The organism is Kitasatospora sp. NPDC004272 (genome assembly GCF_053603035.1).
In genome coordinates this window covers 20544-33456 of sequence record NZ_JBSGET010000091.1, presented here as the reverse complement: position 1 = coordinate 33456, position 12913 = coordinate 20544, and the positions used below count along the sequence as shown (strand labels likewise).

Annotated in this window: 9 protein-coding genes; 4 read left to right on the top strand and 5 right to left on the bottom strand. The window is 73.4% G+C overall.

Annotated features, from left to right (window positions below):
* Nucleotides 1–3354, bottom strand: a 3354-nt coding sequence (locus ACWEO5_RS25545) for a glycoside hydrolase family 3 C-terminal domain-containing protein (protein WP_452164594.1), incomplete at its 3' end; no start/stop codon positions are given.
* 111 nt (nt 3355–3465) lie between these two features.
* Nucleotides 3466–5541, bottom strand: a complete 2076-nt coding sequence (locus ACWEO5_RS25540) for a discoidin domain-containing protein (protein ID WP_452164597.1) — start codon at nt 5539–5541, stop codon at nt 3466–3468.
* Nucleotides 5542–6181: 640 nt separating this feature from the next.
* On the opposite strand from ACWEO5_RS25540, the gene ACWEO5_RS25535 reads away from it, so the two are divergent.
* From ACWEO5_RS25535 to ACWEO5_RS25525, 3 genes are all read left to right on the top strand, one after another.
* On the top strand, nt 6182–7204 hold the full coding sequence (locus tag ACWEO5_RS25535; RefSeq protein WP_452164593.1) for a LacI family DNA-binding transcriptional regulator: 1023 nt from the start codon (nt 6182–6184) through the stop codon (nt 7202–7204).
* Between the two features lie 265 nt (nt 7205–7469).
* Nucleotides 7470–8519, top strand: a complete 1050-nt coding sequence (locus ACWEO5_RS25530; RefSeq protein ID WP_452164592.1) for a site-specific integrase — start codon at nt 7470–7472, stop codon at nt 8517–8519.
* A gap of 118 nt (nt 8520–8637) precedes the next feature.
* Complete coding sequence (locus ACWEO5_RS25525; protein ID WP_452164591.1) at nt 8638–9786, top strand: hypothetical protein; 1149 nt, start codon at nt 8638–8640, stop codon at nt 9784–9786.
* Here the strand turns inward: ACWEO5_RS25525 and ACWEO5_RS25520 are convergent.
* Together ACWEO5_RS25520 and ACWEO5_RS25515 are read right to left on the bottom strand one after the other, a co-directional pair.
* Entirely contained in the window at nt 9779–10639 is an 861-nt protein-coding gene (locus tag ACWEO5_RS25520) for an LLM class flavin-dependent oxidoreductase (protein ID WP_452164596.1), read from the bottom strand. The genes ACWEO5_RS25525 and ACWEO5_RS25520 overlap by 8 nt on opposite strands.
* 24 nt (nt 10640–10663) lie before the next feature.
* Entirely contained in the window at nt 10664–11305 is a 642-nt protein-coding gene (locus tag ACWEO5_RS25515) for an MFS transporter (RefSeq protein WP_452164590.1), read from the bottom strand.
* 113 nt (nt 11306–11418) lie between these two features.
* On the opposite strand from ACWEO5_RS25515, the gene ACWEO5_RS25510 reads away from it, so the two are divergent.
* On the top strand, nt 11419–11646 hold the full coding sequence (locus ACWEO5_RS25510) for a hypothetical protein (RefSeq protein WP_452164589.1): 228 nt from the start codon (nt 11419–11421) through the stop codon (nt 11644–11646).
* A 349-nt stretch (nt 11647–11995) separates the two neighbouring features.
* Here the strand turns inward: ACWEO5_RS25510 and ACWEO5_RS25505 are convergent, their stop codons facing one another.
* On the bottom strand, nt 11996–12406 hold the full coding sequence (locus ACWEO5_RS25505; RefSeq protein ID WP_452164588.1) for an STAS domain-containing protein: 411 nt from the start codon (nt 12404–12406) through the stop codon (nt 11996–11998).
* Nucleotides 12407–12913: the final 507 nt, after the last annotated feature.

Here is a 12913-nt window from a genome sequence, read left to right as displayed (position 1 = left end):
GGCGATCGACCACCAGGAGCTGGACGCCCCGGTCTGCACGACCTTCACGTACCGGGCGCTCTGCGCCGGGAAGTCGACCGTCACCAGCGCGCCCGTGCCGCTGCCGGACGCCACCGCCGAGCCCCACGACACCCCGTCCGAGGACAGGAACACCTGGTACCCCCGGGCGTAGTCGTTCGCACTGCCGGCCGAATCCATGGTGATCCGCGCCAACGATCGCACCGCACCCGTGTCCACCGTCACCGACTGGCCCGCGGCCATCGGCACACCCGCCGACCAGCGCGAACCCGCCGACCCGTCCAGCATGTTGGCGGGCACGTCGCTGCCGCCGGTGGCGGAGGCCGACGCCGTCCACCCCGTGCGCGGCAGCACGCTGACGGCGCCGCCGGAGGTGTAGGCGTTGAACTCGGCGATCGACCACCAGGAGCTGGACGCCCCGGTCTGCACGACCTTCACGTACCGGGCGCTCTGCGCCGGGAAGTCGACCGTCACCAGCGCGCCCGCGCCGCTGCCGGACGCCACCGCCGAGCCCCACGACACCCCGTCCGAGGACAGGAACACCTGGTACCCCCGGGCGTAGTCGTTCGCACTGCCGGCCGAATCCATGGTGATCCGGGTCAGCGGCCGCACCGCGCCGGTGTCGACCGTCACCGACTGGCCCGCGGCCATCGGCGCGCCCGCCGACCAGCGCGAACCCGCCGACCCGTCCAGCATGTTGGCGGGCACGTCGCTGCCGCCGGTGGCGGAGGCCGACGCCGTCCACCCCGTGCGCGGCAGCAGGACCGGGCTGCCGCCGGTGCCGGTGCCGGTGCCGCCGGTGACGGTGGTCTGGCCGGTCAGGCGCAGGTCGCGGGAGGAGGAGCCGACCGAGACGGTGTGGGTGCCGGGCGCGGTGGTCCAACTCCCGTTCCAGTACTGGAAGCTGCGGGCGTCCAGGGTCAGGGTGACGTGCCGGCTCTGGCCGGGGTCGAGGGTGACCTTCCGGAAGCCGCGCAGGTTCTTCGGCGGTTCGCCGCTGGTGGCGGGCTGGCCGACGTAGACCTGGGCGACCTCGGAGCCGGCCCGGGTGCCGGTGTTGGTGACGTCGAAGCCGACGGCGACGTTGCCCGCGGCGTCGGGGGCGGAGACGGTCAGGCCCGAGTACCCGAAGGTGGTGTAGGACAGGCCGTGGCCGAAGGGGTACAGCGGCTCCTTGTTCTTGGCGTCGTACCAGCGGTAGCCGACGTTCACGCCCTCGGAGTACTGCACGCTGCCGTTCTGGCCGGGCCACTGTGCGGTGCTCGCGGCGGGCACGTCGGCGAGCGACTTCGGGAAGGTCACCGGGAGCTTGCCGGAGAAGTTGGTGTCGCCGTAGAGCAGCGCGGCGATCGCGGTGCCCGCCTCCTGCCCGGGGTACCAGTTCTCGACGATGCCCTGCACCGAGCCCGCCCAGGGCATGGTGACGGCGGAGCCGCTGTTGACCACCACGACGGTGTGCGGGTTGACGGCGGCGACGTCCGCGACCAGCTGGTTCTGCGCCGCGGACAGGTCGATGTCGCGCAGGTCGGAGCCCTCGGACTGGAAGTCGCTGACGAAGACGAGCGCGAGCTCGGAGTTGCGGGCGGCCGCGACGGCCTGGTCGTGGGCGCTCTGGCCGGGCACCGACCAGCCGAGGGTGGCGTTGCTGCCGCCGCCGGCCTGGTAGTAGTCGACCTCGATGCTCACCGGCTGACCGGCCGTCAGGGTGACGCTGCCGGTGCGGGTGGTGGGGCCCTGGTTGTACCAGTTGTTGATCACCTGCTGGCCGTTGACGAGCAGGCGGCTGCCGTCGTCGCTGTTCAGCGAGAACTGGTAGCTGCCGCTGGTGGGCGGGGTCAGCGTGCCGGTCCACTTCACCGACCAGTTGGTGGCGTTGACCCCGGCGGCGGGCGACTGGCCGCCCCAGACCGTGTCGACGGCCGCGTCGACCCGGCTCGCCACCACCGGGCCGGACAGGTCGGTGCTGTTGTGGTACTCGCCGTACAGGCCGGTGCCGGTGCCGCTGGACGGCTTGAGCGCGCTGGAGGGCACCGGCGGCAGCGAACCGTCGGCGGACGGGCCGCCCTGGGCGAACGTCACCGTGGTCCCGGCCCCGGCGCGGGCCTTGATGCCCTGGTAGGGCGTCACCACGTGCGGGGCGTTGACGGCGGCGCTGCCGCCGCCCTGGGTCATCACGCCCGCCCCGGCGTCGTCGCCGATCACCGCGATCGACTTCACCGACGGCGCCACGGGCAGCACCGCGGCGTCGTTCTTCAGCAGGACGCTGCCCTGCTCGGCGACCTGCTGCGCGACGGCGGCGTTCGCGGCGGTGGTGACCACCGCGTCCCGGTTGCCGTTCTGCGGGTGGTCGAAGAGGCCGCGGCGGAACATCGGCACCAGCACCCGGCGGACGTGGTCGTCGATCGTCGCCTGCGACACCTGCCCGGCGTTGACGGCGTTGGTCAGCGCGGTGCCGTAGTAGTCGCTGCCCGGCATCTCCACGTCCAGGCCGTTGTTGGCCGAGGCGACGGTGGAGTGGGTGGCGCCCCAGTCCGCGGTGACGAAGCCCTTGAAGCCGAGGTCGCCCTTGAGGACGCCGTTCAGCAGCGGCCCGTTCTCGCAGGCGAAGGCGCCGTTGACCGCCGAGTACGAGCACATCGCCGAGTCGACGCCCTGCTGGACGGCGGCCTCGAAGGCCGGCAGGTAGATCTCCCGCTCGGCCCGGTCGGAGACCACCGCGTTGTCGGCGAGCGAGTTGCGGTTGGTCTCCTGGTTGTAGACCGCGAAGTGCTTCACCTGGGCCATCGGGCCCTGGCTCTGGATGCCCGCGATGTCGGCGGCGCCGATCTGCCCGGCCAGGTACGGGTCCTCGCCGAACGACTCGAAGGCCCGGCCCCAGCGCGGGTCCCGGACGATGTTGACGGTCGGGGCGAGCACCACGTTGGTGCCCTTGCCCCACTGCTCGGCGCCGAGCACCTGGCCGTACGCGCGCATCAGCTCCGGGTCCCAGCTGGCCGCGCCGGCCACCGGGGCCGCGAGCTGGGTCACGCCGGTCAGGCCGTCCCCGGCGCCCACCGGGCCGTCCTGGAAGTGCAGCGCGGGGATGCCGAGCCGGGTGTTGGCCGGGACGCAGCCCGCGTAGCCGCAGGACGGCCCGCCGTGCAGCATGGTCAGCTTCTCGGCCTGGGTCATCGCGGCGAGCAGTTCGTCGGCGCGCTGTTCGGGGGTCTGGGCGGCATTGGTCCACGGCTGGTCGGCGGCGCTCGCCGCCGGACTGCCGAGGGTGGCCAGGGCCCCGGCCACCAGGAGGGCGGCGAGTGGCCCGGCCAGGGCGGTTCGCAGATGAGGACGGCGCACGACGGCTCCAGTCGGCGGAAGGGCGCCCCGGCCGACGGCTCGGGGCGCGGGGGTGGGGGTGGGAGCGGGGAGGAGCTCCGGGACCGGACCGGCCGGTCCCGGAGCCCGTGGTCACTGCGAGACGCGGACGTAGTCGACGATCATCTTCTGCGGCAGGACGGTGGTGGCGTCCGGGTTGCCGGGCCAGTCACCGCCGACGGCGTTGTTGAGGATGATGTAGAACGGGTGGTCGTACACCCAGGGGCCGCGGGTCTGCTCCAGCGTCGAGCGGTCGACGGTGAAGAAGCTGTGGCCGTCCACCGCGAACGTCATGTGGGTGGAGTCCCAGTCGACGGCGTAGGTGTGGAAGTCGGAGGCGAAGTCCGACCCGGCGAGGGTGTACGGCGAGCCGTAGCCGCCCCCGCCGTTGTAGGCCGGGGCGTGCAGGGTGGAGTACACCGAGTCCGCGACCTTGCCGACGTGCTCCATGATGTCGATCTCACCGCAGTTCGGCCACGGCGTGCCGGACTTGAAGTTCGAGCCGAGCATCCAGAACGCGGGCCACAGGCCCTGGGTGCCGCTGACCTTGATCCGGGCCTCGACGTGCCCGTAGGTGAAGTCGAGGTGGCCGTGGGTGTTGATCCGGCCGGAGGTGTACTGGCCGTTGGCCTCCTTGCGGGCCTCGATGACGAGGTTGCCGTTGCCGTCCAGGTTGGTGTTGTCGCCGTTGGTGTAGAGCTCCAGCTCGCCGTTCTGGCCGTTGCCCGGGTCCTGGGTCCACTTGGCGGGGTCCGGCTTGGTGTTCGCGGCGCCGTTGAACTCGTCGCTCCACACCAGGCGCGGCGGGTTGGCCGGGTTCGGCGGCAGGGCGGGCGGGGCGGTGGGGCTGCCGCCGGTGCCGTACACGTCGAAGGTCCACAGCGAGTAGCCGTACGGGGTGGCGCGCTGGGTGCCGTACATCCGCACGTACCGGCCGGTGCCGTCCACGTCGAGGGTCTCCTTGAAGCCCTTGCCGGTGGTGGTGGAGTAGATGCTGGTCCAGTTGCTGCCGTCCGGCGAGACCTGGATCTGGTACGACTTGGCGTACGCCGGGTCCCACTGCAGCACCACCTGGGTGACGTGCGCGGTCGCGCCGAGGTCGACCGAGATCCAGCCCGGGTCGACCCAGCCGTTGGTGTCGCTGGTCGCCCAGCGGGTCGCCGGGTCCTCGTCGAAGGCCTTGGCCGGCGCGCAGCCCGGGCAGTTGCCGCTGTCCTGGGAGGTCGAGGCGGTGCCGGGCTTGCCGTACGAGAGCAGGGTCTTCCCGCCGCCCGGGTTACCGCCCCCGCCGCCGGTGAAGACCTGGAACTCCCAGAGCGAGTAGCCGTACTGGGTGGCGCGCTGGGTGCCGAGGACGCGGACGTACCGGCCGGTGCCGGTCAGGGTGATCAGCTCGGTCGCGCCGCGGCCGTCGGCCGTCGAGTAGACGGTGTTCCAGGTGGCGCCGTCCGCCGAGACCTGGACCTGGTACGCCTTGGCGTACGCGTTCTCCCAGGACAGCTGGACGCCGCAGACGTTCTGCGAGGAGCCGAGGTCGACCTGGATCCACTGCGGGTCGGCGGCGGCCGAGGACCAGCGGGTGCCGGTGTTGCCGTCGACCGCGGCGGAGGCCGGGGTGCCGCCGTTCTCGGTGGAGGAGGCGGTGGCGGCCTTGTTCAGGGCGGCGTTGGTGGTCGAGCAGGCGCCGGTGCCGGTGCCGGTGCCCGCCGTGCCGTAGACCTGGAACTCCCAGAGCGAGTAGCCGTACTGGGTGGCGCGCTGGGTGCCGAGGATCCGGACGTAGCGCCCCGTGCCGTTCACGGCCAGGGTCTCGGAGCCGCCCTGCCCGGTCGTGGTCGTGTAGACGTCCGTCCAGGTGGTGCCGTCGGTGGAGGTCTGGATCCGGTACGCCTTGGCGTACGCGGCCTCCCAGGTGAGGACGACGGAGGTGACGGTGTCCGTGGCGCCGAGGTCGACCTGCAGCCACTGCGGGTCGGCGGCGGCCGAGGACCAGCGGGTGCCGGTGTTGCCGTCGACCGCGGCGGAGGCCGGCGTCCCGCCGTTCTCGGTGGAGGAGGCGGTGGCGGTCTTCCCCTGCGACAGCAGGGTGCCTGCGGCCCGGGCGGGGGCGGCCTGGTTCACGGCGAGCGCGAGGGTCGCGATCAGGACGGCGACGAACGCGAGGATCAGGGGGCGGGGTGGTGCGGCGAAGGCGCGATGTGGGGGGCTACCTGTCACAACATCTCTCCTGACGTGGTCATGACCGAGAGAGCGCTCTCTCAACACGCGATGATTGCGCCGCGTCGCATCCGAGTCAATGAAGTGAACAGATCCAGAAAAGTTGAACAGTAATCGGTGCAGCGAGAACCGATATACGAATGACGGGTTGGACATTCCGTGCAACCCGGACCGCACTCGTTCATTCGCACTACACAAGATTGACCCAATCCGAGGTCAGAGCCCCAAAGCGGAGTGGCGCCCGAGGCAGGGAGACATGTGCGGCCGTCCATGGACAACACGAGATCGGGGCGATCCGACCGGTGGATCTCCCGGGAGTGACCGGGCGACCTTCTGTTCAAGAGTTGAATTTCTCCCCCACCTCACGATGACGGCCGCGGGAGAACGTCCTGGCAGGCTTCGACCCGCCATCAGGGAGAGCGCTCTCCCTAGATCTCCCACCCCGCTGCCGTCCCGACCGGTCCGCCGGAACGGCGGCGGTACTGTCGTGGCGGACGCCGCCGCCGCGAAGGCCGCGGGCGTCCGCCCGAACTGACCAGAGCGGGCCCCGCCGCGGCGGGGCCCGGGCCCGACGAAGCCGGAACGGTGGTCCATGGCCTCGCCCCGTCGCACGACGCTCGCCGACGTCGCCCAGGAGGTCGGCGTCAGCGCCAAGACCGTCTCCCGGGTGCTCAACGGCGACGGGCCGACCTCCCGACAGACCCGGGAGAAGGTCATGGCCGCGGTCGAGAAGCTCGGCTTCCAGCCCAACCTGATGGCCCGCAACATCCGCGTCGGCGGCCCCGACAGCACCGTCGGCCTGATCATCCCCGACATGGGCAACCCGTTCTTCGGCTCCGTCGCCGGCGGCATCGAGAGCGCCGTGCGCGAACGCGGACTCACCCTGCTGATGGGCTCCTGCGCCGACGACCCCGCACGCGAACGCGCCCTCATCGACACCTTCCTGGCCCGCCGGGTCAGCGCCCTGATGGTCGTCCCCACCGCCGGCGCCGACCACGCCCACCTGCGCACCGCCCGCACCAGCGGCCTGCCGGTGGTCTTCCTCGACCGCCCCGGCACCGGCCTGGCCGCCGACAGCGTGGTCAGCTCCAACCGGGACGGCGCCCGCACGGGCACCGCCCACCTGATCGCCGCCGGACACCGCCGCATCGCCTTCGTCGGCGACCGCCCCACCACCCTCTACACCCGCCGCGAGCGCCTGGCCGGCTACCGCGAAGCCCTCGACGCCACCCAACTCCCCTACGACCGCAACCTCGTCCTCGACGGCCACACCGAGACCGAGGCCGCCGACGCCGTCCAGCGCGCCCTGCGCGACCCGCGGCCGCCCACCGCGATCCTCGCCGCCAACAACTTCGCCGCCATGGGCACCGTCCTGGGCACCACCCGGGCCGGCCGACGCGACGTCGCCCTGGTCTCCTTCGACGACCTGCCCTTCGCCGAAGTCCTGGAGCCCGCCATCACCACCGTCGCCCAGGACCCCACCGCCATCGGCACCGCCGCCGCCACCCTCGCCCTCGCCCGCCTCGACGGCGACCGCACCCGGGCCCGCACCGTCACCGTCCCCACCCGCCTCATCCCCCGCGGCTCCGGCGAACTCCCGCCCGCCGCGCGGTAGTTCCGCACCCCCGACTGCTGCCGAAGGACGGTCACCACGGCATATGGCGAGCCGGGCCAGGAGGGCACCACGGCATCGGCCCCACCCGACGATCCCGCTTCAAGCCAGTTATTCATACATACATACTCTTGTGGGAGATGTCCGGGAGATGCCGGACCCCTCCCGCCCGGGAACCCTCCCGCCTGGGACCCCCCGCCCGGGAACCCTCCCGCCCGGGAACCGTCCGACCCGGGAACCGTCCGCCCCCGGCGCTAGGGTGGCATCCATGGCGGACGCACCGACGGCAGCGGCACCCTCCATCGAGGCCCTGGACGCGGTGGTCGACCGGGCCTGCCGGCCGCCCACCGGCGCCTCCCGCGCGAAGCAACTGCGCTGGGTCGCCGGGGAGTTGCGCACCGCCCTGGAACGCGGCGCGGTCCCGCCGACCGCCGCCGCCTCCCTCGACGCGCTCCTGGCCCCCGCCACCCTCGCCGCCTACCTCACCGCCGCCGAACAGGGCCTGCTGCGCCGCAAACCCGCCGCCCGACCCGACCAGCCCTCCCCCGCGTCCATGCGGGTGCGCGAGGACTGCCTGCGCATCCTCGCCACCGAGGCGGGCCTGCCCCTCGCCCTCCCCGACCGCGACCGGCCCGCCGTCGCCCTCCGGGAGGTGGTCGCCGCCCGCTCCCGCAGCATCCTGCTGGGCCACCTGGAGAGCGCCACCCGCCCCGGCCAGAGCGCCGCCCGCACCCGCATCCTCGCCATCATCGCCACCGTCCTGGACACCGGCTGCCGCGCCGGGGAACTCTGCGCCCTGCGCACCCACGACCTCGACCTGCGCCGCGGCACGATCCGCCTCACCCGCCTCCCCCAGCACCGCGACCCGCACGCCCCGCCCGTCACCGAGACCATCGCCCTCTCCGGCACCACCCGCGCCGCGCTGCGCCAGTGGCTCACCGTCCGCGCCCGCCTCACCGTCCGCGACGCCGCCCGTCCCCCCGGCCCGGACAACGAGACCACCGCCGCCCTGTGGGTCAGCATCGCCCCCAGCGGCCACCCCCGCCCCGGCCTCCCGCTGCACTTCCGCGGCCTCGCCCGCGCCTACGCCCGCGCCGTCCACGACCTCAACACCGACATGGCCGGACAACCCGGCTGGCACCCCCTCCCCCGCCGCATGGAACCGCTGCGCCGCGCCATCGAACTCCAACCCGACGGCCCCACCGACCCCACCGGCCCCACCGCCGCGACCACCCTCCGCCGCACCGGGCCACCCGCGCCCCGCCCGGCCCGGCCGACCGCCGGACCGGGACCGCGCCGGGGCCGGGCCGGCCGGTGAAGTCCCGTGCCCGCCCGGCCGTACGGCGCCTCCTGCGATTCGCCGCTCCCGCCGCCTGCCGGTGCGTCAGAATTGCCCGGCGCCGGCAGTCCCAGAACAGGCATCGGAGGTACGGCCCATGACGCGCTACAGCGTCGACCCCGACCAGCATCAACTGATCGCCTCATGGGGCACCGGCGAGGGCGACCTCTCCACCCGCGTCGCCGCCCTGCCGAACGGCGCGGACCCCTCCGCCCTGCTGGCCCTGGCCCGCTCCCTCACCCAACTCTCCGACGCCGCCTGGCGCACCTACACCCACCCGGCCAGCGCCGCCGGCTCCCTCGAACCGGACAGCGAGGGCTGGCGCCGCGAGAAGGAACGCGAAGCCTTCGACCAGGTCCCCGGCGCGATCGCCGAACCGCACCTGCCCCACGGCGGCACCCTGGCGGTCTCCTACAGCCCACTGACCGAATCCGCCCACCGCATCGGCCGCGCCCTCCACCACCTGGCCGACGAAGCCCTGACCGCGGCCGTCCTCGCCGAGGCCGCCCGCGAACTCGCCGCCGTGGAGAGCGCCGAACTCGGCGACCTCACCCACCGCGCCCAGCAGGCCGTCCTCCTCAGCCGCGAGGACGCCTCCCCCGTCCAGGTCGCCGCCGCCGACCGGCTCCTGGAGCAGGACCCCTTCGGCCCCGCCGAACTGTTCTCCACCGTCGACCCCACCGCGGCCGCCGTCGCCGCCGCCCACTGGCTCGCCGCCGCGGCCGAGGTCGCCGCCCGATCCTCCGGCGAGGACCCCACCGACGTCGTCCTCGCAGCCGACACCATCGAATCCCTCCCCCACGAGACCCCCACCCTCGTCCTCGGCCTCCTCCAGGACGGCGCCACCCCGAACGAAGCCGTCACCGCCCTCGTCCGCCACGCCATGCACATCACCGACGGCCTGCTCCTCGACCCCGTCGCCCTGCGCGACCAACTCGAAGACTTCGAGGAGACCGTCGCCGAACACACCGGCCAAACCGCCCCCGACCTCGACGACGTCGCCGTCCGCCTCACCCCCCTCGACCCCAAACGCCCCGCCCGCGACCTCCTCGAAGACCTCCTCGCCGGTATCCACGGCTGCTGGCTCCTGCACAGCGAGTCCGGCGAAGACGACGAGGACGAAGACCTCGGCGACGCCGAAGACTGGGACGACGAACAGGCCGAGGAACACCAACGCCGCAGCCACGAACGCTTCGCCCACCTCATCCGCCGAACCGCCGCCACCCACCACGACCGCCTCATCTGACCGGCCCCGCCCCGCCACCGCCACCGCACCTCCCCACCCGGCGAGTTGCCCCCGCCTTCAGCACCCTGCAGAAGGCGCGGCGGGCGCCGAACACGTCCGTGGGCCAACGGGTCCCGGTCCCGGCGTTCGGCCACCGCCGACTCCTGGACCTGCGCCCGAGCACGTCGACGATCGGATCACCGCCCCACGTGGCCTCCGAAGGAAGCAGGTCGTCCTGCTGCAGATTTCCGGCCGGAAGGCTGCCCCGCCACCCTCCGCGTAGCTGCCGACGAGGTACGGGCGGAAGGTCCGGTAGGTGCGGAACGGGTAGAGCCAGTAGGTCCCACGCGGCGCGGCGTCCACGGCGGCCTGCGCGGACAGGCCGCGGTGCCAGTGCGACTCGACCACGTGGGAGGCCAGATCGTGCCGCTTCTCGCCGTCCGGGTCGACCGGGAACCGGCGGTGCGCGACCGCCCAGGCCTGCGCCGGGTCCGCGCGGGCGATCACGCCGATCCGGCAGCCGGTCCCGGGGAGCGCCTCCGGCCGGTAGTCCTCCACCGGCTGCGGATAGGAGAAGCGCAGCACCCCCCAGCCGCTCGGAGGTGCGCACGGACGCGGGCGACGAGCCGGAGACCACGAAGCGCGGTGCCAGAGCCGGGTCCGCCGGTGGGTTCAACTCCGCCGAGTTGAGCCGGTAGTACGCGCCGGCGTGGGTCACCGGCCGGCCGCCGGACAGCAGGGCCCGCATGACCGCCGCGTACTCCACCAGCCGTTCGTACCGCAGGTCGTGGTCCGGCGTGCAGCCGAGCGCCCGCAGGTGGCAGCTGAAGCCGCCGGGTGTGCTGGAGGACGAGCTGCGCGGTTGCCCACGGATCGGTCAGCGTGTTGTCGGAGTGGATCAGCAGCCCGCGGCAGCCGGCCTGCTCGGTCCATCGGGCCACCTCGGCCAGGCGTAGCAGAGGCCGGCGGTCGCGCTGCCCCCGGCCAGCACCGCGATCATGATCGAGGCCTGGAGCCGGCCACCGCCGAAGGACAGCGCCAGCGGCAGCGCCCCGACGTCAGCGGTGCCGATCAGGTAGCCGAAGGCGAAGCCGACCAGCAGCCAGAAGTAGAACCGGCGGTTGCGCCACAGCGAAGGCCGTGGTCCGGTCCGCCCGGCCTCGGCTGCCGGCTGCTCCTCCTCGGCGGGCTGCTCGGCGCCGGCGATCTCCGGCCGACGGGCCAGCAGGATCACCAGCAGGGCACCGCTCAGAGTCAGCGCGCCGGTCGCGATGAGCGCGCCGACCGAGCTGAACGCGGTGAAGGCGGTGACCAGGAACGGCGCGCTGACCACGCAGACTTCGAGCATCGCGGCGTCGAAGGCGAAGGCCGGACCGAGCAGCCGGGCCGGTACCGCACGGCCGAGCAGCGCCCGGGTCGTGCCGCCCGCGCCGGAGGTCAGCGCGGCCAGCACGACCACCAGGGCGACCAGCGACCAGTGCGGCGCGTGGCTCAGGAAGCACGGCGTCACCGGCCCCCTCGCCTGATCGACGTCCGCCACCTGCCCTGGCAGTGTGAGGCACCGGCCCCTGTTCTCACCCCCCACGAACGGACCCCGGGCCACCGGGCGGGTGAGCACTCGTGCCGTCGGCCCCGGGTGCTCGTTGTCCGGGCATGACGATCACCAGGCGCTTCGCCTCGCTCGTCGTCCTCGCCGCCGCCGTCCTCACCCTCGGCGCCGCCCCGGCCACCGCCGCCGCGCACACCCGCCACCTCGACCCGGCGGTCACCGTGGAGCAGTGCGTCGAGGGCGGCGGCTGGGTCGCCTCCGACATCCGCGAGCGCCGCGAGTTCTGCGCCGGCGGGGAGTTCGACGACCGCTACGTCCGCTGGCAGGACTGACGCCACGAACCCGGTCCGCGAGGGGCGGTCAACCTCCTGACCACCCGTCACCCATGGGTGTGGCCCCGCGCCGTGACCCGCGTGTACCGGAGGGGAGCCGGGCCTCGACCCCCAGGGTCCTGGCTGAGCGTCCCCTCCGGGGCGCCGCCCCGGCCGCACGGCAACTCGGCGCCCAGGCCCGGGTGACAGGGAGGGTCGCACGGGCCGGGGCCTCGCGCGCCGTTCCTCGACGCAAGCGCCCGGGTGTCACGTTCGGCCGGAACGACGCGGTCCCGGGCGCGGGACGGGACCGAACCCCCGGCGCGCCGCAGGCGGTGGGGCCCGGCCCGGATTCGGTGCGTGCGGCGGTTCAGGGGCGGGGCTGCTCGGCGAGGGCGCTCTCGACGTCGGGGTGGATGTCGAAGACCTGGCGCATGCCGGTGATCTCCAGGAGCCACCGCACCGGCCCGGTGGGCGCGGCCAGGACCATCCGGGCACCGGTGTCCTGGGCGTTGCGCCGGGCGTGGACGAGGGCGTTCAAGCCGCTGGAGTCACAGAAGGCGAGGGCGCCGAGGTCCACCACCAGCAGGGCCGGACGAGAGGCGAGCGCCGCGGTCAGCGCCCTCTCCAGATGGTGCCGCCGGGACTGGTCCATCTCCCCCTCCAGTCGCACCACGCGCACCCGGCGGTTGCGGCCGGAGGTCAGGACGTCGGTGGAGGTGATCCGCAGCCCCGCATCGGCGGGCAGGGCCACGGGGTCGGTGGGCTCGGCGGCGGACACGGCCAAGTCTCCTTCGGGCGAAGGGCGGTGTGCGTCCCGATCCTGCCCGGCGGCGCCGTCCGGTTCAAGCACACCAATGGACGCGCACCGAAGGAGGGACCGGATCCGGCCGGAGCAGGGCACCGCCCGCGGCCGGAATCACGCACACCGCCCCCGGCGGTCCGGGATGAGCCCTCCCGGCGCCAGCCCCCGCCGCGGAGTCTCCCGCGACACCGCGGAAGCGCCTTCCAGCCCGCCGGAAACAGCAACGGCCCGTACTTCTCGTCCCGGGCTCCTTCCACCGTTCACCCTCCCGCGCGTTGCCCCTGGTCGCGTCCGGCGTGTTCCGAGCCGTGCGCGGACCGAAGATTATCTCTCTTTCGGACACTGGAAAATCTACCTTGGCCGGAGTAGACATTCTCATCGGGCGTGGTTGGTGCTTCTCTCGTGGCCAGCAGTCGGAAGGGCTCGCCAGACACGAACTGGCGGCATTTCTAAAGAAGTTCGCAGGATGTCAGTCGACGCGGA